Consider the following 21253-nt stretch of genomic DNA (forward strand, 5'->3'; position numbering starts at 1 on the left):
AATTGATGAAGTTGGATATTTACCTATTGATGTAGATACAGCCAATATATTTTTTCAACTAATATCTAAACGATATGAAAAACACTCAACCATTATTACAACTAACATGCCTTTTTCAAGTTGGGGAGAAGTATTTGGTTCAGCAACAATTGCTAATGCAATATTGGATAGATTATTACATCATTCACATGTTATATCTATAAAAGGTCCTTCATACAGATTAAAATCTAAAATGAAATATTTTAACAGTTCTTCTAATACATCATCATAGTACAATTTTTGTACATAAATATATTCCACTTTTTGTGCAAAAATATATTGACATTTACAGCAATACATACCAAAATTCATTATGGGGTAAATTTGATTGTTTTTTATTTATAATTTTTGGTATATTCATTTAACAGTCTCTGTTTTAATCCCCAAACCTTAGTTGAAAGGTCTACATAGTATCTATGAGGATTTTCAAATCTTAAAATTTCCTCCCAAAGTGTGTTAAGCTCGCTTTGGGCATAGCTTCTTATTTCATTTACTGAAGGTGAAGTGTATACAAGGTCTCCCTTGTCAAATATTTTAGTTAACAGTGGTCTTGCATAAAAGTTAGTTACTGTTTTTTGCTTCCAAGTAAAAATAGGGTCGAATATTTCAAGTGGTTTATCTTCATCAATTACCTCGTCGTGGAAGGTTATAAGGTCTGCTATGGCTTTGTTTGTTTCCTTATCAAATAGTCTATAGATTTGTTTAAACCCTGGGTTTGTTATTTTTTCTTCGTTTTCACTTATTTTAATCTTAGGAACTATCTTGCCATTGTCCTCTACTGCAACAAGTTTATAAACGCCTCCAAATACAGGTTCAGATTTTGCTGTAATTAATCTTTCGCCAACTCCAAATCCATCTATTTTTGCACCTTGTCTTAATACATCCTTTATTATATATTCATCAAGGGAATTTGAAACAATAATTTGGCAGTCTGGATATCCAGCCTCATCAAGCATTTTCCTTGCCTTTTCAGTTAAATACTTTATATCTCCACTGTCTATTCTTATACCCTTTGGTCTTATTCCTCGAGGTAGTAGTTCTTCGTTAAATACCTTTATGGCATTTGGTACACCAGATTTTAATACATTATAGGTATCAACTAACAATAGACAGTTTTCAGGATATGTTCTTGCCCAAGCTCTAAAGGCCTCAAGTTCTGAATCAAAAAGTTGAACCCAGCTGTGGGCCATTGTTCCAACGGCAGGTATGCCAAATTGTTTTTCTGCAATGGTACAGGCAGTAGCATTACATCCTCCAATATAGGCAGCACGGGCACCAAATATAGCACCATCATACCCTTGTGCCCTTCTTGAACCAAATTCTAAAACAGTTCTCCCCTCTGCAGCTCTCACAATTCTGTTAGCCTTTGTTGCGATAAGTGTCTGATGGTTTATAGTTAAAAGAACCATTGTTTCAATAAACTGAGCCTGCATAATAGGGCCTCTAACAACAAGTAGAGGTTCATTTGGAAAAACCGGAGTTCCCTCTTTTATAGCATATACGTCGCAGGTAAATTTAAAGTTCTTAAGGTAATTTATAAATTCTTCGTTGAATATATTTTTACTTTTTAAGAATTCTATGTCATCATCACTAAATTTAAGATTCTTAAGATACTCAATTAGCTGTTGTAGCCCTGCTACGATACAATATCCCCCGTTATCAGGAACCCTTCTAAAATACATATCAAAATATGCTATTTTTTCACCAACACCATTTTTAAAATACCCGTTTGCCATTGTTAGTTCATAAAAATCAACCAACAAAGATAGATTTCTATCTTCCTTCCAATCGAATGTTAAGGACATTTACCTTGCTCCTTTCAACAAAATGTAGTAAAATCTTTACGCTAATATAATTTTATTACTTTAAGTAAATAAGTACAAGTATAATAAATTTAATATTTAGGATGGTGATTTTGTTGGCTTCAATTTCAGATGTAAAGAGAAGGCTTCCAGAGGAATTTATAGATTACATATACGAAGAGTTTTCAGTAGGAACAGCAGATAAAATGCTCTATTCCTTTATGGGAGATAGGTATACAACCCTTAGGGTTAATACTCTAAAGTATGATATAAGTAGTCTAATGGAGTATTTTAAAAGCATAAATATAAAATTTGATAGGGTTCAGTGGTATAAGGATGCACTTATAATAAAAAATGCAGATGAGAAGTCCCTTGAAAAGCTTGATATTTATAAGAATGGATATATTTATATACAGAGCCTCCCAAGTATGATTCCTCCACTTGTATTAGATCCTCAAAGGGGTGAAAAAATATTAGATATGACTGCAGCACCAGGAAGTAAAACAACACAGATGGCTGCAATGATGAATAATGAGGGATATATTTTAGCAAATGAACTTGATAAGATAAGATGTGAAAGGTTAAAATATAATGTAGAGCTTCAGGGGGCAAGTATAGTAGAGGTTGTAAATGGCAGGGGAGAGCAGCTTGGGGATAAGTATCCTGAGGAGTTTGACAGGGTTTTGCTTGATGCACCCTGTAGTGGAGAAGGAAGATTTAATATAAAAGATGTTAAGACATATAGATTCTGGTCACATAGGGAGGTAAATAGGCTGTCTAATCTTCAAAGAAAGCTTTTTTTAAGTGCATATAAGGCATTAAAAAAGGGTGGAATAATGGTCTATTCAACCTGTACATTAAATAGAAAAGAGAATGAAGAGGTTTTAGATTGGGCATTAAACAATCTTGATATAGAAATACTTAATATTGATCTTAAAATAAATGGTGTTGTGGAGGCATTTACTGATAGGTATGATAAAAGTATAAGTAAGGCAATAAGAGTATTGCCTTCTAAAGAACTTGAGGGTTTTTTTGTATGCAAAATAAAAAAGAATTAGATGGAGGAGATAAATGTTAAATAAAGTACAGGTTCTTGATGTATCAGCAAAGAGGGATGGTTTGTATAATTTTTTAAAGGAAAATAATTATATTTCACATATAGTTATTGATGATTTGATTATGCTCTTAGATATTATTGATGAGATATCTAAAAACAAAAGTATAGTAAAAAATGAAAAGCTTATAATAGATTTGGTAGCAAAACACTTTAAAAGAAGTTCAGCATATATAAAACTTTTATTAGATTTTTTAAAAATTCAGGGTATATTAAATGATGGCGAAGATTTTAATCTTACTCCAAAGGAACTTTTAATAAGAAATATAGATAGATATTATTTAACTGCGGAGATAATAAGATTTTTACTCTTGAATGTAGATTGGAATACATATCTTAAATCTAAAGATATATATTTATCTTTAGAATCAAGAATGTATATATTTGCACTGCTTTCACAGACAACAAAAAAATTAATAGAAGAAACAGATACCTTAAGGGAGAACGGCATTTACAAAATTTCCTATTTTGGTTCTATAAATAAGCTAAATTCAAGTTTAGCCTTTAAGAGGATTTCAGAAGAGGTGTTTGAAAGGTTAAACTTAGGTAGTGTTGAAAATGAAAGTTTTATCCCTAATGACATTGGAAGGAGGATATTTGAATATTTGGCAAAGGATTTACTTGAACAATATGATAAGCTCTTAGATGAGTGCTGGGATTATTACGATAAAGGAAATTTTGAACAGGCCTTTGATATTGCAAAGAGCATTATTAAAGTTTTATCCTTTGTACCAGAAGCCTATAATGTTTTAGGATGTGTATACATTAAAATGGGGGATATTGAAAGGGCCAGGGATATGTTTAATTTTGCAATAGATGTTTATGAAAAAACTTCCCTTGGAGATTTTGAGGTAGATTTCTATATATCCCTATACTATAATTTAGGATTATCCTACTACTATATGAATGAGTATTTTAGAGCTCTTAGCATTTTTAAGAGCTTAAAAAAGACAATCCCCTATGAAATAGACAACTTAGATGAATTAATTGAAGGTATAAAACATATGACAATAGTTGGGCCAATAAACTAATATATTGTTAGTTTATTGGCCCATAAATTATATCCTAAAATTATTCATTTGTTCTTTTAGTTTATCAGCTATTTTTTCAAGTTCCTTTGCATATTCGTGTATAACATTTATAGCATCGGATTGTGATAATGTTGTTGATGCTACCTCATCTGTCGTCTTTACTGTTTCTTCTATTGATTGGCTTATAGTATTTATAACTGCAGACATCTGTTGTGCAGATGCAGATTGTTCTTCTGCAGCAGCCGCAACTTCTTCTATATGTTTGTTTAAAGTATTTATTTGTTTTTGTATAGTTGATAGTGCAGCCTTTAATTCCTCTGTTGCTCTGCTTCCTTCCTCAACAAGTTCTATCTCAGTTTTAGTTGTTGTAACGGCTGCTTCAACCTTTATTTGTATGTTTTCTATAAGTTTGCCGATGTTTTTAGCTGCATTACTACTTCCTTCTGCAAGCTTTCTAACTTCATCTGCAACAACTGCAAATCCACGTCCAGCTTCTCCAGCACGTGCAGCCTCTATTGCAGCATTTAGAGCAAGAAGATTTGTTTGTGAAGCTATATCTGTAATGGTATTTACTATTATATCTATTTGCTTTGAAGCCTCATATAGTTCTGTTACAACCTCCATAACCTCAGTTGCAGAGTGCTTAATCTTTTGCATTGCGTAAGTTGTATTTTCTACTGTTTGATAGCTGCTATTTGCCGCATTAACGGCCTCTTCGCTATTATCCTTAACCTTTGATATAGACTCTGCAACAAGTTGAGCATTAGATGCAATCTCTTCAATACCAGCATTTGCTTCTTCTATACTTGCAGCATTAGTTTGTGTTGATGATGCAATGTTTTCCATAGATTTTGTAATTATATTAATTGCCTTTACACTGCTATCGGTAGAACTATTTATGTCGCTTGAAGCACCAAGAAGTTGTGAGCTTGTTGCTACAATTTCAGTAACTATTTGTCTTTGGTTTTTAACAAGTTGAGATAGGCTATTTTGTATTATTCCTATTTCATCATCTCTATCTATTTTAATATCAACAGTTAAGTCACCGTCTGAAATAGATTTTATATTTTCAACTAAAATGTTTATTGGGTTTGTAATATATCTTACTATTAGTATTCCGATAACTATCGCTACCACTATAATTAAAGCTATTAATATAAGGGTTGTTATTAATGTGCTCTTATATGCTCTTGCGTATTCATCCTGTGATAGAGTTGCAACAAGAATCCATCCAGTTTTTTGTGAGTTTGCAATACCCATTATTTTATCTAACCCATTAAAGTGATATTTTATATTTCCCTTCTTTTGTTCAATTATCCTTTTACCCCAGTCATATTTTTCGGCAAGGTTTAATCCGATAAGGGAATTGTCTGGATGAACAAGTACTGAACCATTAGGGAGAATTATTGAAGCATATCCCTTTTCTCCAACCTTTGTTTTTGAGACAACCTCTGCAAGGGATGTCATATTTATGTCCTCTGCTACAACAGCAGTTTTACCATTATTTAGCTTTAAAGCCTTTGCAACTGTTACAACAAGTTGTCCACTTGCCGCATCTTTATAGGGTTCTGTAACAATGATTTTTCCAAAATTTGATTCTGCCTCTTTATACCAAGGACGAGAAGTTGGGTCATAACCTGCAGGGAATTCAACCTTTGGATAAATAAACATCTGCTTATCCTGTGTTCCCATATAAGAATAAAGGACAGTTGAGTCAGATTCCTTTGTTGATTGCAGTGTTGCATTTAGAGTTTCCTCATTAATATTTAAAGTGGCGGGATTTTTAATTATAGCTTCAATCTGTTTTTCATATTTTTCTATAAATTGGTCAACATATGCGGCCTTTTCTGTTGCAATCTGTTATGTCAGCTCATTTACCTTTCCCTCAATTACACCACCAAATTTTAGTATTGTAAAGGAGGAGGTTATAATTATAGGCAATATAGCCATAAGTAGAATGATTGGGATAAGTTTGAAACTTAGCTTTTTAGTTTTTTTCATATCAAACACCTCTCGACTTATTTTTAAAATTTTCGACAGTTTATACAAAAACTTGAGTGTTAATACAAAAATTTAATATTTAAATTATTTATAGTGAAAAATATTGTGGAATTTAGTAAAATATAAATAGCAAATAATTGGGAGGGAAATTAATGCAAATTATTGAAAGAATAAATAGGGCAGATTATACAGTTAACAACAAGGCTATAGATAACAAATCATATATGCAGCAACTTAGCTTTAGATATTATGAAACTTTATATAAAATATTAAAGAATAAAAGAAGTACAATATATGTTGATGAAAATGGTGAAGTTAATTTTATAATAAAGCTTAATAAAATAGTTGATATAAAGGAAATACTTTATTATAAAAAATCATTGGATGTTAAGATGGATTTAGAAGGCCCAATAATGGAACTTATAGTAGATGGGCTTGATGGTTTTGATTTTCTTTTTAGCCTAAATGACAAAATGAGCATACTGGCCCTAAAGTATTTGTTCCTTAATAATTCTGTAAATGTTCATTTTGTTGTTGAATTGGCTGGAATACTACAAAAATTTTATTCTTCGTCTATGCCTATAGATGAAAGGGTAATAGAAAGAGTTGAGTATGTCTTAAAGTGCTTAGATGATTACTCATATCCTAAAATTGAGGAGGATATAACAAATAAAGAATCTATTTTATTTGAAGTAGAGGCAGGTTTTGAACTTTTAGAGGATTTAATACGTATAGTTGATAATTTAAGAAAATGGAATAGTAAAGATAGTTTTTCTATTGTTGTAGATAGGGAGGATAATTTTAAAGTCCATTTTGTTGGACATCTTTTAAATAAAAACTATATAAAGGAGGAACTTAAGAAAAAATACAGTCTGCAAGAATCAAGTTCTATTTCAGAGGGAAAAGGATTCTTAAAATATGATAGAGGAATGCTCTATTTTTACAATTAGTTTTAATATGCCCCTTACTTAATATAAAGTTAATAGCTGATTGTTGATAAATCTACTTGTTATCTAAAGTATGAAAGCCCCATAAAAGGATTTTATTTGGCTCTTTCATGAGCTTTAGCAATTCTTAGCTTTAGACTTTGAAAAAGTCCGTAATTCGGCACAGGATGTGCCGAGCCGAGCGGCCATCAGGACGATGGCATCGCGAGGGTAGGACTTTTTCAAACAAAGAAAAGCTTAGAATTGCTTAGCGAAACGAAGGAATGCCAAAGAAATCCTTTATGGGGCTAATCAATATTTAACTTTTTCAACAGCCTGCCCTTAATATAAAATTAAGGGGCATAATTAACATCACTTAAATTTATTGAAGAATATAATCAATCTCTTCTTCATAGATGGTCTCTTTTTCTAACAATTCATTTGACAGCCTATGAAGTTTTTCAATGTTTTCATTTAACATATCTAAAACTTCATTATACAGCTTTTTAACAATATCATTTGCTGCATCTACTATCTGTTTCATATCAATATATGAATTTTCTTGTATAACAGAATAGCTCAGAAGTCCGGAGTTTTCAAACATACCAAAGTCCTTAATCATACTTATTATTATTTCTGTTACCTTCTTTATGTCGTTTGAAGCACCTGTTGTTATATTATCCTTTCCAAATATGATTTCTTCAGCAGCTCTTCCCGCAAGATATATTTTTATAGTGTCAAGGAGCATTTTTTTAGTTTGATAATTTGTGTCCTTTGGCACTGTTAAAGTATATCCACCTGCACCCTTTGTGCTTGGTATAATCGTTATTTTTCTTACACTTGAGTTTCCTGTAATTTTTGAAATAAGAGCATGTCCTGCTTCGTGATATGCTGTTATTTTTCTATCAAGCTCTGAAATTACATCTTTATTCTTCTTTTCTGCACCTGCAATTACTATGGAAAGTGCACGATCAAGGTGTTCCATTGTAATATTTGGTGAGTTTTCCTTTGCAGCAATTATAGCAGCTTCATTAACAAGATTTTCAAGTTTAGCACCTGAAAAATATACTGTAGTTTTGGCGATTTTACTTATATCTACATCTTCAGCAAGTGGCTTGTCCTTTAAATATAGATTCAATATCTTTTCCCTATCCTTAACATCAGGTAGGTTTACCTCGATATGTCTATCAAATCTTCCAGGTCTTAAAAGAGCTTCATCTAAAGTATCAAGTCTGTTAGTGGCAGCTATAACAACAATGCCATCGCTGCTGTTAAAACCTGACATTTCAGATAGAAGTGCATTTAAAGTTTGGTCTCTTTCATCGGAACCGCTATCTGCCCGCATTGAACGCTTTTTACCTATTGCATCAATTTCATCAATAAATATTACTGCCTTTCCCTTTTCCTTTGCCTTCTTAAATAGGTCTCTAATTCTTCCTGCACCAACACCAACATAAATTTGCACAAAATCAGAACCATTTACAGCAAAGAAGGGAACATTCGCTTCCGATGCAAGTGCTTTAGCAATTAATGTCTTACCTGTTCCAGGAGGACCATATAGGATTACTCCACGAGGCATTCTTGCTTTGAATTTTGCATATTTTTCTGGAGCTTTTATGAAGTCAACTAATTCTTTTATGCTCTCCTTTGCTTCTTCGTTTCCTGCAATATTTTCAAAGGTAATCCCTGTTTCTGTTACTGCCTCTGTTTCTATCTTGGATAGCCTAAAGGCTCCCCCTTTACTTTTTGAATTTTTTGTTGTTAAATAAATAAAAGCAGAAATTAGAGATACTACGATGGTTGCGAGTATTATTGTTTCTAAACTTTGATTTATGCTTTTTTCATAAACCTTAACACCACTTATTAGTAGATTTTCCTTTAGGGTTAGTGTTCTTGGATTTTCAGTTGTTAGAATTCTTCCGTCCTTTAATTTAAATTGCATAGTTTCTTTATTTGTGATATAGACTTCAGCAACGTTTCCCTTCTGTACTTCGGATATAAAGTCCTTATACATCATCTGTGTTTGGGGCTTAGTATTCTTAGATGATAAAAATGATATAGTTATTAAAAATAATACTAAAATTATTGGAATTATGATATTCTTTTTTTTGAGCTTATTCATTATATCCCCCTCTCAAATAAGTTTACATAACATAAATATACACACAATTTTTAATCTTGTAAAATAAAATGGTAGAGAATTACCTTGTTAATTTGAGGAATGGAGGTTTTAAAATGAAGGAAGTAACAATATATACAGATGGTGGATGTAGAGGTAACGGAAACGAACAGGCGGTAGGAGGCTATGGATGTGTTTTAATATATAAGGATAAGATAAAAGAAATAAAAAAAGGTTTTGAAAGGACTACAAATAATATAATGGAGCTTACTGCGGTTATAGATGCATTAAGTATGTTAAAGGAGCCCTGTAGGGTTAAACTTCATAGCGATTCAGCATATGTTGTGAATGCCTTTAATCAAGGGTGGATAGATAAATGGCAGAAGAACGGATGGAAAAACAGCAATAAGGAACCAGTGAAAAATAAGGAACTGTGGGAAAAACTTATTGAGCTTACTAAAATTCACGAAGTTGAGTTTATTAAGGTTAAGGGGCATAGTGATGATTTCTATAATAACAGATGTGATGAACTTGCAAATTTAGCTATGGACGAAATTGAAGCAAATATGTTAAATAAATAACCAATTATGGTTTGCTAAATGTCGAAATAAGAGGAATTATGATACACAAATAATAACATATATGTCGTACAATGAAAGAAAAAAATATTTACAAACTCCATATTGCAATTTTTACTGCAAAAGCGTAAAATAAAAATGAATAATGATTTAGGGGGCAGGAATATGGAGTTATTAGATTATTTAAAGAAAATAGGTATAATCAATCCTAAAAATGTATTTTATAATCTTTCTGTTGGCGATTTAGTTGAACATTCTGTATCAAAAAATGAAGGAGTTCTTTCGGATACAGGTGCAATTTCTATAACTACAGGAGTATATACAGGAAGGTCTCCTGAGGATCGTTTTATAGTTGATACTGAGGATGTTCACGATTTAATCTATTGGGGTAAGGTGAATAAACCAATTTCAGTAGATGTTTTCAATAGAGTATATGGAAGGCTTATGGCATATTTAGAAAACAGAGATTTATATGTTTTTGATGGTTATGCCGGTGCGGATGAGAGATTTGGAATAAAGGTAAGATTTATAAATGAAATGGCTGTTCAAAATTTATTTGTTCATCAGTTATTTATAAGAAAAGATGATTTAAAAGATTTTGAACCGGATTTTACTGTAATTGCAGCTCCACATTTTAAGGCGATACCAGAGGTTGATGGTACAAATTCAGAGGCCTTTGTTATTATAAATTTTGAAAAAAGGGTTGTAATTATAGGTGGAACTATGTATTGTGGTGAAATTAAAAAGTCTGTATTCTCTGTTATGAATTATCTATTGCCTCAAAGAAATGTCTTACCTATGCATTGTTCTGCAAATGTTGGTAAAGATGGTGATGTAGCTCTATTCTTTGGACTTTCAGGAACTGGTAAAACAACTCTTTCTGCAGACGGAAATAGATATTTAATAGGAGATGATGAGCACGGCTGGTCAACAGAGGGTGTGTTTAATTTTGAGGGTGGATGTTATGCAAAATGTATTGGATTAGATAAGGATAAGGAACCACAGATTTATAATGCAATAAAGTTTGGTACTGTACTTGAAAATGTTGTTTTAAACGAAAATAGAGTACCAGATTACAATGATTCATCACTAACAGAAAATACAAGAGCAGGATATCCAATTGACTACATAGATAATGCTTTGAAGTCTGGGAAAGGTGGACATCCAAAGACAATAATATTTTTAACAGCAGATGCCTTTGGTGTTCTTCCGCCTATATCTAAACTTACTAAAGAGCAGGCTATGTATCACTTTATGTCAGGATATACAAGCAAATTGGCGGGAACAGAAAGAGGAATAAAGGAGCCTAAGGCTACCTTTTCAGCCTGTTTTGGAGAACCGTTTATGCCGCTATCCCCATTGAAATATGCAAAAATGCTTGGTGAAAAAATAGAAAAGTACGATGTTAGGGTGTTTTTGGTAAATACTGGTTGGAGCGGTGGTCCCTATGGGGTTGGTAATAGAATCAATTTAAAATACACAAGAAGAATGGTTGAGGCAGCTATAAATGGAGAGCTTGATAATGTTGAATATGTTGTTCATCCAATTTTCAAACTTAATATGCCATCATATATAGATGGTGTGCCTGAGGAGATTTTAAATCCTATAAACACTTGGAAGGATAAGGATGAATATATTAGATATGCAAAAGAATTGGAAGAAAGATTTAGAGAAAACTTTAAGAGATTCCAAAGGGAAGAGGAAGATAAAGTAGAAAAGGAACTTTGGGCATAGAGTATTTATTAGCAAAAGGTGCCATAGGATTTTACAATTCTATTAGTTTATTAAAAAGTCATATATTGATTAGCCCCATGAAGGATTTTTTGGGCTTCCTTCATTTCGCTAAGAAATTCTAAGCTTTTCTTTGTTTGAAAAGTCCTACCCTCGCGATGCCATCGTCCTGATGGCCGCTCGGCTCGGCACGTCCTGTGCCGAATTACGGACTTTTTCAAAGTCGAAAAGCTAAGAATTGCTAAAGCTCATGAAATAGCCTTATAAAATCCTTTCATGGGGCTTTTTCATACTTTAGCTAACAATTGGGTTTATAAAAATTTGATAGGAATTTACAATCCTATGGCATCCTTTATTTAAGAATGTTCTTCAACTATTATATTATTTGTTGTATAATGTTGTAGAAACAAAATTTGGGGTGATGATATGAGAGTTAATCGTATAAATAGAACAAATTCTGCAGAAACTAAACAAGTAGCAAAAACAGCTGTTTCATCAAGCTTTTCAGCTGCATTAGATTTAGCAAACAAAGATCAAACAGAGCAAAACCTTCAAAATATGTTAAATGAAATAGATAAATTAGGTAAAAGGCTTATAGCAACAAGAAGTGTAGAGGATGCAAGGGAGTATAGAAAAAAGGTACAGGAGTATTTGAATTATGTGGTAAAAAATGCATATATATTAAAAAGAGAAGTTGGGCCATACAGCTATGGGCTTCATATTAAAATTGAGATTATCAATGAAAAGGTTGATGCTATAACAAGGGAACTTCTTGAACAGCAGAGGGAGACAATAGAGCTTGCAGATAAGATTGAGGAAATAAAGGGATTACTTGTAGATGTTTACAAATAAATAAATTGAATTTGTAGAATATATTGACAAATTTTAAAAATATGCTAAAATAATATATGTAAAGAAGATGGCCCTATGGTCTAGTGGTTAGGACGCCGCCCTCTCACGGCGGTAGCTGGGGTTCAAATCCCCATAGGGTCACCAAAAGAACCTAATTTAGGGTTCTTTTTTTATGAATAAATCTCCCTTTTGGTGAAAAAATATTCTTGAAGGGAGGTTTTATAATGGCAAGAGAAATAAGACGAGGAGAAAATGCTGGAATTTTAAGTACATTATTAAAGTTTGTTGTAAATGCAGTTGTACTTTTAGCAGTGAGTTTTTTAGTACCTGGGTTTGTAGTAGTTGGATTTTGGACTGCATTTTTAGCATCAATTGTGATTACACTGCTTGATTATTTAGCGGGTACAGTGTTTAAAATTGATGCTTCACCCTTTGGTAGGGGATTGAGTGGTTTTATTATTGCAGCAGTTATAATTTACCTTACACAATTTTTTGTGGCAGGTGTATATGTTAGTATAGCTGGTGCATTAATAGGAGCACTTGTAATTGGATTATTTGATGCCTTGATTCCAACAGATGTGTTTTAAAAGAACCGTTTAGGGTATACCTAAACGGTTCTTTTATGCATTATAAATATATAAATGTGTTAATACAAATAATTTAATTATAAAAATAAGTTATACAATATAGAAAATAAACTATATTAATGATATAATAATGGTGAATTTTATATATGGAGGTAACACTATGGTAAATCACGATATTGCTATGGGGATTGTTAGAGTTACTGAGGCTGCAGCACTTGCCTGTTCAAACCTTTTAGGTAGGGGAGATGTTGATTTAATAGAGAAGGCAGCAGTTGATGGAGTAAGACATGCCTTTGATTTACTGCCTATTAAGGGTAGAGTTGTTATAGGAGAATGTGATTTAGATAAAAAACCTATAATGTACATAGGAGAAAAGGTTGGGACGTGGGAAGATGGACTTAAGGAATATGATGTTGCAATCGATCCTTTAGATGGTTCTATACTTGTTGCAAAGGGAAGACCTAATGCTATTTCAGCAGTAGCTGTAAGCGAGAAGGGTAGGATTTTTAGAGCACCTCAAATATATATGAAAAAGATGGCTGTAGGCCCAAAAGCAAAGGGATGTATAGATTTAAATAAAAGCTTAGTTGAAAATATAAAATGTGTAGCTGAAGCTTTAAATAAAGATGTTGAGGAAGTAACTGTTATGATACAGGATAGACCAAGGCATAAGGATTTAATTGAAGAGGCAAGAAGTGTAGGTGCAAGGGTTAAGATATTTGGTGAAGGAGATATTGCAGCAGCACTTGCTACAGCCTTTGAAGAAACAGGGGTTGATATGCTTGTTGGTATAGGTGGTGCACCTGAGGGAGTACTTGCTGCAGCTGCATTAAAATGCTTAGGAGGAGAAATATTGGTAAGGCTTATGCCAGAGAATCAAAGACAGATTGATATGTGTAAAAGGGCAGGGCTTTTGGATGTTGAAAAAATTCTATCACAGGATGATTTAATTACATCCGATGATGTATATTTTTCTGCAACAGCAATTACTGATTCTGATTTGTTAAGGGGAATAATCTATAAAGAAAACTATGCCACAACTCATTCAGTGGTAATGAGGTCCTCAAATGGAGTTTTAAGGTTTGTTGATGCAATTCATAAGCTTGATACGAGTCTTATAAAGGTACAGGAATAATTAAAAGTGTCGTAGAGGCTATTTTAAACCATCTACGACACTTTTGTTTATTGGGCTTAACTATTTTTGGAATATGTATTATACTAAAAAGTATAATATTAAGGGAGGTAGATAGATTGCGTACCTTTATAACCTTTGAATTTAACAGAGATACTAAGGAAAAAATAGCAGAATTACAAAATAAAATAAGAAGTGAAAGTATAAAGGGTAGGTTTAAATACATAGATAATTTTCATTTGACAATTAAGTTTTTAGGAGAAGTTGAAGAGAATAAAATTGAATTGATATATCAGGATCTGTTAAGAAAAATAAAGGGAAAAGAGAAGATTAATATATATTTAAAGGGATTAGGATGTTTTGGAAGAGGAGATGTTATTAAGACAATTTATTTAAAATGCCACGGTGATTTAGATAAGATTAAGGATATATATAATGAGGTGGATAAAATAACTTCAAACTATGGATTTAAGGTGGAAAATAGATTCACACCTCACGTGACCATTGCACAGGAGGTTATCTTAAAGAGCAAATTTGAGGATCTGCAGAAAAAATTTGAAGAGTATTTAATAGATAACATAGTATTTGACAGAGTGACAATAATGAAGAGTGAACAGAGGGATGGTAAGAGAATTTATACGCCTATTTATGAAATCCATCTTAAATAATGGAGATGAAGTATATGCGGTTAAAAAGGGCCTTTTCTTTTATAACATTACTTTTGATAACAGTGGTTGTGCTTTTATATAGAAAACAACTTTTGAATATGATAAAAAATCCAGAGGATATTAGAAATTTTTTATTATCCTATAAGGGATACGCAGTAGCAATTTTTTTGCTTTTATCAACTATTAGGTCGGTTTTTCTGCTTCCTGCTGGAACTTTTGCAGTAATTTCAGGCTTGACATTTGGCAATTTAATTGGCACACTACTTACATGTGTCGGTGTTACCTTAAGTGGTATATTAGCATATTTTATTGCTAAATACTTTGGCAGAGAGTTTGTAGAGTGTATTTTAAAAAGAAGGAAAATAGATATTAATAGCTTGATAAAAAAGGAAGGTCTTTTTTACATAATTTCATTGAGACTTATACCCATATTTCCCTTTGATGCAGTAAGTTATGCTTCAGGGCTTATGGACGTAAATTTTAAAGACTTTGTATTTGGTACTTTTTTAGGTAGCCTTCCGGGTGCATTTATATATACCTTTTTAGGAAATTCAATTATGGATATAAGAGGACCAAAATTTAAATTAGCATTGTTTCTTGTTATAATATCGTCTATAACACCAATTATATATAAATACGTTTTAAAGAAAGGATGATTGTATGATAACAAAGGAGCAAATACAGAGAATAAATGAACTTTACAGAAAATCACAGCAGGAGGGACTTACAGAAGAGGAAAAGAAGGAACAGGCCTATTTAAGAAGACTTTATATTGATTCTGTCAAGGAAAGTTTAAGAGCACAACTTGAAAATATAAAAGTAGTGGATAAGGATGAATATGATGAAATTATGAAAAATAAAGGATGTTCTTGTGGACATGAACATGGAAGTTGTGGTTGTGGTCATAAGCATTAATTAGGTAGTGGTTTTATGAAAAATATTTTGAGAAAAAAATATATAAATATTAGAAATGAGCTTTCAAAAGAGGAAGTTATAAAAAGAAGTATAGTAATTACAAAACATATAATAAATTGGGATAAATTTTTAAATTCAAATTCAATAATGATATATTCTGCCTTTAGAAATGAAGTAGAGACTTCATTTTTGGCAGAGGAGATTCTAAAAGAAGGTAAAGTATTAATATATCCAAAGACAATAAAAAGCCAATTTAAATTAATACCTTGTATAGTAAATAAGATAGATGAATTAACTAAGGGAGAATATGGAATATTAGAGCCTAAGCAATTTGAAGTGATAGATAAAAAGCAAATTGATTTGATTTTTATCCCGGGTGTTGCCTTTGATAAAAATGGGTATAGATTAGGATATGGTGCAGGCTATTATGATAGATTTTTAGAGGATTTTAAAGGTATAAAGGTTGGAATTTGCTACGATTTTCAAATAGTTGATGATGTATATAAGGATGAACACGATATAAAAATGGATTATTTAATCTGTGAAGAGGGAATATTAAAATTATAAGTAAAAAAATTTGAAAAAATTTTAAAAATAATATAGAATAGTGTTGTAATGTTTACCAAAAGGGGGTACATAAAAATGGATACAAAGGGATTACAAAACTTAACTAAAAAATATGAATATGTTTGGGATAAGTTAACAGAAGCTGAACTTAAGGAAGTAATGGATTTCAGTGAAGATTATAAGAAGTTTATGGATGCTTCAAAGACTGAACGTGAAGCTTGCAATGAAATTGTTAGAAGAGCAAAGGAGAAGGGATTCGTTGATATTAACGAATTAATATCACAGGGTAAAAAAATAAATGCTGGCGATAAGATCTATGCTGTAAATAAGGATAAGGCAGTTGCACTTTTTGTAGTTGGTAATGAACCAATGGAAAAGGGATTTAACATTGTTGGTTCACATATAGACTCACCAAGAATAGATTTAAAGCCAAATGCACTATACGAAGATGAAGCCTTTGCAATGCTTGAAACACACTACTATGGTGGAATTAAGAAGTATCAATGGGTTACAATTCCACTTGCAATACATGGTGTTGTAGTTAAAAAGGGTGGAGAAGTTATAAATGTTGTTATTGGTGAAGATGAAAATGATCCAGTTGTATACATAAGTGACCTACTAATACATTTATCAGCAAATCAAATGGAAAAGAAACTTGCCAATGGAATTGAAGGCGAAGATTTAAATGTATTAATAGGAAGTATGCCAATACAAGATAAAGAAGCAAAGGATAGAGTTAAATTAAACATTTTAAGACTTTTAAATGAAAAGTATGGAATGACTGAAGAGGATTTTGTTACAGCAGAGCTTGAAATAGTTCCAGCTGGTAAATCAAGGGACGTTGGTCTTGATAGAAGTATGGTTATGGCTTATGGACACGATGATAGAATTTGTGCATTTACTTCACTTGAAGCTATGTTTGATGTTGAAAATCCACAAAAGACTTGCTGTGCACTATTTGTAGATAAAGAGGAGATAGGAAGCAACGGTGCAACTGGAATGCACTCAAGATTTTTTGAAAATGTAGTAGCTGAAGTTATGGAGCTTAAGGGAGAATATTCAGAACTAAAATTAAGAAGAGCTCTTGCAAATTCTTGTATGCTTTCATCAGATGTAACTTGCGGCGTTGATCCAAATTATCCTGGTGTTGTTGAAAAGAAGAATGCTGCATATCTTGGAAAAGGAATAGTTTTAACAAAGTATACTGGTTCAAGAGGAAAATATTCCTGCAATGATGCAAATGCTGAATTTATGGGCAAGGTTAGAGATATATTCAATGACAACGGTATAGTATGGCAAACTGCTGAATTAGGTAAGGTAGATCAAGGTGGCGGCGGAACAATAGCGTATATTTTAGCAGAATATGGTATGGAGGTTGTTGACTGTGGTGTTGCACTACTTAGTATGCATGCACCATGGGAAATAGCAAGTAAGGCAGATATTTATGAAACATATAGGGCGTATAAGGCATTCCTATTAAATGCATAAGAACAATCAGAGGGTGGTTTTAAACCACCCTCTGATTATTTTCAAATACTATAAACCTAAAAATAAAAAAATATAGGCATTTTTTAAATTTTTACGCATATTATGCATATAATGCATTAGGAGTGGTGGTATGGGTGAAGCAATTTTTTTAGCTGACAAATCATTAACTATAACAAATGAAAAACCAGAGGAAAATATAAATACAGATATAATCTGCTGTGGTTTCAATGGAAATTTTATATATAGAAGTTTTTTGAAATTTGATATATCTTCTCTTCCCTATAATGCTTTTATAACATCAGCAATACTTCAGCTATTTTTGATTGAGGATTATTTTAAGTGTTTAAGTAAAAATTTATATGCTTATATGTTACAGGAGGATTTTGGTGACTTCACAACATATAATCATCAGCCAAAGTTTTATAATGACTATATTAGAACAAATATATCCTATAAAAAGTATGGATTAATTAATATAAATATAACAAGTTTTGCACAACGGTGGATGAGTGGGGAAGTTATAAATAAGGGTATTTTATTAAGATGTGAAGAGAATAAAAAATCTCTTGTAGCCTTCGGTTCATCAAAAAGTAGCCAGTATTCTACAATTCCAAAACTATATATAAATTTTATAAAACCAAGGGTATATGATGAGGGTAAGTTTATAGAAGTTAAAGAGGAGGTTATGGATTTAAATTTTATAAATACCGGTTATAGTAGTGTTTATGATGTAAGTAGAATGATTATAGGAAGTTTTTTTATAAAAAATACAGGATATAAAGACATTGATGTGTGCGTTGATGTAAGTGCAGATGGTTTTACTTGGGTTAGAGATATTGAAAAGAGGGTTTGTATAAGCCAATGTGAAATTCTTGTACCAAAGTACTATGGAAAATACTATAGAATATCTACATATACAAATGGTGAAGGAAGAGTGAATATTAAATTTATTTATCAGGTGTATAAATAGGGGGGAGATATATGCCTAATAATGCTGTTTTTTCAAATAGTGCAAGTGATCTTAAGGTTCAGATTTTTGGATCAAGTGTTACTACGCCTATACAGGTAGATTCGAACGGTAAGCTACAAATTTTAACTGAAAATCCAATAAATGTAACTGCGACAGATTTGGATATTAGAAATCTCTCAAGTAGTCAAGATGGTGTAGCAGTCTACGGTAGTAATGATGGCGGAACTACTATGAAAATATTAAAAACGAATACTGATGGAGAACTATTTATTACATCTGATGAGACTTTGACAGTGCAGGCTACTGATCTTGATATAAGGAATTTAACAACTGATGATAGTGTTTCAATCTATGGTACCGATGGAACAGATAAAAGACAGATAAAAACAGATAGTAGTGGACGAATTGAGGTTGCATCGATTGCAAACGAAGTAGATATAAGAAATTTATCTAATTCACAGGATTCAATTTTAATCTATGGGTATGATGGTGAAAACAACAAGGTTATCACAACAGATAGCGATGGCTTAATTAAAGTAGTAAATGCAAAGAGGAGTTTTGAAAGTCAACTGTTTGGTGATTTGAATACCACAGATAGTTTCACTTATCTTTCCTTTAAAGATGTATCAATGTATTCCGATTATGTATTTTATATAAAAAATAAGGGAAGTAACAGTGCAAGCCTAATAGTGCAGATTAGTCCTACAAATAATGCAAATGATGCAATAGACCATATAATTGACATTATTGTAACTTCGGGCGCCAAAGAACTCATAATACCAAGTAAATTTTTACAATATGTAAGGCTTGGATACAAATCAACATTAAGTGGACAATCAACTACATTGGATGTTTATTTTCAAGCAAGATATTAAATTTGTGGGTGGGAGGGTGGGATAAAGGGGGATATATGTCAATCACGTGTGTTATTTTAGGGGTTTGTAACTTGGAGGAGGAATTAATTGATCAGTTAAAATTTATATCAAAGGATATAATATATGTTCCTATTGTTATTAAGGGAACTAAAAGAAGTGATATTAAGATTTCAAACATAAATTTCGATGGGAATTTATCTAAACTTAAAAATATGGTTCTATCTCAAGTCACTGGAGAATATGTTTTATTTATTATGTCAAATGAGAGAATCTCAGATATAGAATATATAAAAAAATTAAAACTTGAGCATGATGCATACTCCTTTAATGTAATTCAAAATAGGGCAGAGGGAATTGTAGTTGAAAAACAAATAAGGCTCCATAAAAGAAATATTACATACATAGGTCATAATGGAAAAAGTGTGGCTTCTTTTGATTTGGAGGCATTAGATATATTTATTAATACAAAGACTTCTAAGGAAGAAAATATTAATATATATAAAGCTTTAAATAAGTATACAGATAATCTATCTAATTATGATTTTGTTGTCTATAGTATGGAGTTATATTATTTGTCCTGTGAATTTGATGAAGTAATAAAGCTATATAATGTAATACATCATATGGGAGTAGATGAATATACTAAAAGATTAGTTGGTTTATCTTATTTTTATAAAAATAGGTATATAGAAGCTAAAATGTTCTTTGAAGAATTAAAACAAAAAAAATATGGTGATTCATCCTATTTTTCAGGATTGATAAATAAAAGGCTTGGAAATTATAATGAAGCTATTGAGGATTTTTTTAGTTGTCTAAAAAGTAAAGATTTTGACATTAGTGTATGGGGATGTAATAGCTTTTTGTGCTATTATGAGTTAGGAGAGGTCTATTATTTTTTAGAGGATTATTCTACCTCTTTAAAATACTATAGTTATGCTTATATGGCAAAAAAGGAATATATATTTTTAAACAAAATGTTTAGGATATTTAAGGTGCTTAAATTTAAAATAAATGTGATAGAAGGATACTTAAGGGACAATTTAAATATACAGGGAAGAGATTTGTATATTAATATGATGAGGGGACTTAGGGATACTGCAAGATGGGAGGAGGTAATTAAATATAGCATATTTGAAGATGATTTAGAATCAGTAGAATCAAGAATTATTGCCTATTATCATATAGGTGAATTTAGTAGGTGTTTTGACCTCATATATACTTATTTTAAATATTTAGATAAAGAATTCTTTCTAACATTGGGTGTTTGCTGTATTTTACTTGATAGCAATCTGTATTTGACAAAATTTAAGGACTTTGTGGAAATAATCAAAAGGGAAAATTTGTCTGAGTTAATAGATGCCCACAATTACTTTTATTTTAATACCGAATACAAAGGGAACACTATTTACTTAGAAGCTATAATAAAGTTACTTTTAAGAAGCAGAAACAGCAAAGTTGAAGGCTATGTAAAAAGGCTTATATCCGATAAAATTGATATAAAGTTTTATGATGTTTTAAAAAGTTGTTATGAAAATAAATATTATGATTTATGCTTACAGATAATAGATGATAAATATAGAGATTACAAATTTGATTTCAATGTATTAACAATAAATGCAAAAATATGTTTTCTAAAGGGCAATTATTCAGATTGTGAAAAGTATATTTCCTATGCACTGATGCTTAAGGATAGTGAAGAGTTAAATAGACTACTTTGTATGTGTAGAATAAAAACATCTGTATTAAATATTTTAAAGTCAAAGGATTTGAGTGTAAAGACATCCTGTAGTAGAGCTGTTGATTATTTAGAGCTTGCATATAATAATTTAGATATTTTTAAAGATGAATGAGGTGGTAT

The 21253-nt window shown here is 31.5% G+C and carries 21 protein-coding genes and 1 tRNA gene; 18 read left to right on the top strand and 4 right to left on the bottom strand.

Going from position 1 to position 21253, the window contains the following annotated elements:
- Positions 1-271 (top strand): ATP-binding protein (locus BUB63_RS02885; protein ID WP_159431445.1); only part of this gene is annotated, 271 nt, incomplete at its 5' end.
- 103 nt (positions 272-374) lie between these two features.
- Here the strand turns inward: BUB63_RS02885 and BUB63_RS02890 are convergent.
- A complete protein-coding gene (locus tag BUB63_RS02890) occupies positions 375-1844 on the bottom strand; it encodes a nicotinate phosphoribosyltransferase (protein WP_073247882.1) in 1470 nt (489 codons plus the stop codon).
- Positions 1845-1954: 110 nt separating this feature from the next.
- On the opposite strand from BUB63_RS02890, the gene BUB63_RS02895 reads away from it, so the two are divergent.
- Positions 1955-2899 (top strand): RsmB/NOP family class I SAM-dependent RNA methyltransferase, encoded by a 945-nt coding sequence (locus tag BUB63_RS02895; protein WP_159431446.1) that lies wholly within the window; start codon positions 1955-1957, stop codon positions 2897-2899.
- A 13-nt stretch (positions 2900-2912) separates the two neighbouring features.
- Positions 2913-3986, top strand: coding sequence for a tetratricopeptide repeat protein (locus tag BUB63_RS02900; RefSeq protein ID WP_073247883.1), 1074 nt, complete (start codon positions 2913-2915; stop codon positions 3984-3986).
- Positions 3987-4013: 27 nt separating this feature from the next.
- On the opposite strand, the gene BUB63_RS02905 is transcribed toward BUB63_RS02900, so the two are convergent.
- Both BUB63_RS02905 and BUB63_RS13550 read right to left on the bottom strand, forming a co-directional pair.
- Positions 4014-5843 (bottom strand): methyl-accepting chemotaxis protein, encoded by a 1830-nt coding sequence (locus tag BUB63_RS02905; RefSeq protein WP_278298201.1) that lies wholly within the window; start codon positions 5841-5843, stop codon positions 4014-4016.
- Between the two features lie 3 nt (positions 5844-5846).
- On the bottom strand, positions 5847-5987 hold the full coding sequence (locus tag BUB63_RS13550) for a hypothetical protein (protein ID WP_159431447.1): 141 nt from the start codon (positions 5985-5987) through the stop codon (positions 5847-5849).
- Between the two features lie 152 nt (positions 5988-6139).
- Between BUB63_RS13550 and BUB63_RS02910 the strand changes: the two genes are divergently transcribed.
- Positions 6140-6937, top strand: coding sequence for a hypothetical protein (locus BUB63_RS02910; RefSeq protein ID WP_073247885.1), 798 nt, complete (start codon positions 6140-6142; stop codon positions 6935-6937).
- A gap of 358 nt (positions 6938-7295) precedes the next feature.
- Here BUB63_RS02910 and ftsH read toward each other — a convergent pair whose 3' ends face one another.
- Positions 7296-9035, bottom strand: coding sequence for an ATP-dependent zinc metalloprotease FtsH (gene ftsH, locus BUB63_RS02915; RefSeq protein WP_073247886.1), 1740 nt, complete (start codon positions 9033-9035; stop codon positions 7296-7298).
- Between the two features lie 113 nt (positions 9036-9148).
- On the opposite strand from ftsH, the gene rnhA reads away from it, so the two are divergent.
- The 14 genes from rnhA to BUB63_RS02985 all read left to right on the top strand — a co-directional run bounded on the left by rnhA (position 9149) and on the right by BUB63_RS02985 (position 21245).
- The gene (rnhA, locus tag BUB63_RS02920) at positions 9149-9613 is read left to right on the top strand and encodes a ribonuclease HI (protein WP_073247887.1); all 465 of its coding nucleotides are present in this window, start codon (positions 9149-9151) and stop codon (positions 9611-9613) included.
- A 162-nt stretch (positions 9614-9775) separates the two neighbouring features.
- Positions 9776-11344 (top strand): phosphoenolpyruvate carboxykinase (ATP), encoded by a 1569-nt coding sequence (gene pckA / locus BUB63_RS02925; RefSeq protein WP_073247888.1) that lies wholly within the window; start codon positions 9776-9778, stop codon positions 11342-11344.
- Positions 11345-11767: 423 nt separating this feature from the next.
- Positions 11768-12193 (top strand): YaaR family protein, encoded by a 426-nt coding sequence (locus tag BUB63_RS02930; protein WP_073247889.1) that lies wholly within the window; start codon positions 11768-11770, stop codon positions 12191-12193.
- A gap of 69 nt (positions 12194-12262) precedes the next feature.
- Positions 12263-12337: transfer RNA gene (locus BUB63_RS02935), tRNA-Glu, on the top strand.
- 80 nt (positions 12338-12417) lie between these two features.
- Entirely contained in the window at positions 12418-12780 is a 363-nt protein-coding gene (locus tag BUB63_RS02940) for a phage holin family protein (protein WP_073247890.1), read from the top strand.
- 160 nt (positions 12781-12940) lie between these two features.
- Entirely contained in the window at positions 12941-13915 is a 975-nt protein-coding gene (glpX, locus tag BUB63_RS02945; protein WP_073247891.1) for a class II fructose-bisphosphatase, read from the top strand.
- Positions 13916-14031: 116 nt separating this feature from the next.
- Entirely contained in the window at positions 14032-14580 is a 549-nt protein-coding gene (gene thpR / locus BUB63_RS02950) for an RNA 2',3'-cyclic phosphodiesterase (protein WP_073247892.1), read from the top strand.
- Between the two features lie 14 nt (positions 14581-14594).
- Positions 14595-15236: a TVP38/TMEM64 family protein gene (locus BUB63_RS02955; RefSeq protein ID WP_073247893.1), complete on the top strand. Its 642-nt coding sequence runs from the start codon at positions 14595-14597 to the stop codon at positions 15234-15236.
- 4 nt (positions 15237-15240) lie between these two features.
- On the top strand, positions 15241-15495 hold the full coding sequence (locus tag BUB63_RS02960) for a DUF896 domain-containing protein (protein ID WP_084106462.1): 255 nt from the start codon (positions 15241-15243) through the stop codon (positions 15493-15495).
- Positions 15496-15510: 15 nt separating this feature from the next.
- Positions 15511-16062 (top strand): 5-formyltetrahydrofolate cyclo-ligase, encoded by a 552-nt coding sequence (locus BUB63_RS02965; RefSeq protein WP_073247894.1) that lies wholly within the window; start codon positions 15511-15513, stop codon positions 16060-16062.
- 75 nt (positions 16063-16137) lie between these two features.
- Positions 16138-17550, top strand: coding sequence for an aminopeptidase (locus BUB63_RS02970; protein ID WP_073247895.1), 1413 nt, complete (start codon positions 16138-16140; stop codon positions 17548-17550).
- A 130-nt stretch (positions 17551-17680) separates the two neighbouring features.
- Complete coding sequence (locus BUB63_RS02975) at positions 17681-18520, top strand: DNRLRE domain-containing protein (RefSeq protein WP_073247896.1); 840 nt, start codon at positions 17681-17683, stop codon at positions 18518-18520.
- 11 nt (positions 18521-18531) lie between these two features.
- Complete coding sequence (locus tag BUB63_RS02980; RefSeq protein WP_200790144.1) at positions 18532-19395, top strand: DUF6385 domain-containing protein; 864 nt, start codon at positions 18532-18534, stop codon at positions 19393-19395.
- Positions 19396-19430: 35 nt separating this feature from the next.
- The gene (locus BUB63_RS02985) at positions 19431-21245 is read left to right on the top strand and encodes a tetratricopeptide repeat protein (RefSeq protein ID WP_159431448.1); all 1815 of its coding nucleotides are present in this window, start codon (positions 19431-19433) and stop codon (positions 21243-21245) included.
- Positions 21246-21253: the final 8 nt, after the last annotated feature.

The sequence above is a fragment of the Caloramator proteoclasticus DSM 10124 genome, from assembly GCF_900129265.1.
GTDB lineage: Bacteria > Bacillota > Clostridia > Clostridiales > Caloramatoraceae > Thermobrachium > Thermobrachium proteoclasticum.

Coding starts and splice junctions, on each gene's coding strand:
- BUB63_RS13550 (WP_159431447.1), bottom strand. CDS start 5,987: ATGAAAAAAACTAAAAAGCTAAGTTTCAAACTTATCCCAATCATTCTA.
- BUB63_RS02985 (WP_159431448.1), top strand. CDS start 19,431: ATGTCAATCACGTGTGTTATTTTAGGGGTTTGTAACTTGGAGGAGGAA.
- BUB63_RS02955 (WP_073247893.1), top strand. CDS start 14,595: ATGCGGTTAAAAAGGGCCTTTTCTTTTATAACATTACTTTTGATAACA.
- BUB63_RS02970 (WP_073247895.1), top strand. CDS start 16,138: ATGGATACAAAGGGATTACAAAACTTAACTAAAAAATATGAATATGTT.
- BUB63_RS02965 (WP_073247894.1), top strand. CDS start 15,511: ATGAAAAATATTTTGAGAAAAAAATATATAAATATTAGAAATGAGCTT.
- BUB63_RS02930 (WP_073247889.1), top strand. CDS start 11,768: ATGAGAGTTAATCGTATAAATAGAACAAATTCTGCAGAAACTAAACAA.
- BUB63_RS02910 (WP_073247885.1), top strand. CDS start 6,140: ATGCAAATTATTGAAAGAATAAATAGGGCAGATTATACAGTTAACAAC.
- BUB63_RS02900 (WP_073247883.1), top strand. CDS start 2,913: ATGTTAAATAAAGTACAGGTTCTTGATGTATCAGCAAAGAGGGATGGT.
- BUB63_RS02890 (WP_073247882.1), bottom strand. CDS start 1,844: ATGTCCTTAACATTCGATTGGAAGGAAGATAGAAATCTATCTTTGTTG.
- ftsH (WP_073247886.1), bottom strand. CDS start 9,035: ATGAATAAGCTCAAAAAAAAGAATATCATAATTCCAATAATTTTAGTA.
- BUB63_RS02980 (WP_200790144.1), top strand. CDS start 18,532: ATGCCTAATAATGCTGTTTTTTCAAATAGTGCAAGTGATCTTAAGGTT.
- BUB63_RS02975 (WP_073247896.1), top strand. CDS start 17,681: ATGGGTGAAGCAATTTTTTTAGCTGACAAATCATTAACTATAACAAAT.
- pckA (WP_073247888.1), top strand. CDS start 9,776: ATGGAGTTATTAGATTATTTAAAGAAAATAGGTATAATCAATCCTAAA.
- glpX (WP_073247891.1), top strand. CDS start 12,941: ATGGTAAATCACGATATTGCTATGGGGATTGTTAGAGTTACTGAGGCT.
- rnhA (WP_073247887.1), top strand. CDS start 9,149: ATGAAGGAAGTAACAATATATACAGATGGTGGATGTAGAGGTAACGGA.
- BUB63_RS02960 (WP_084106462.1), top strand. CDS start 15,241: ATGATAACAAAGGAGCAAATACAGAGAATAAATGAACTTTACAGAAAA.
- BUB63_RS02940 (WP_073247890.1), top strand. CDS start 12,418: ATGGCAAGAGAAATAAGACGAGGAGAAAATGCTGGAATTTTAAGTACA.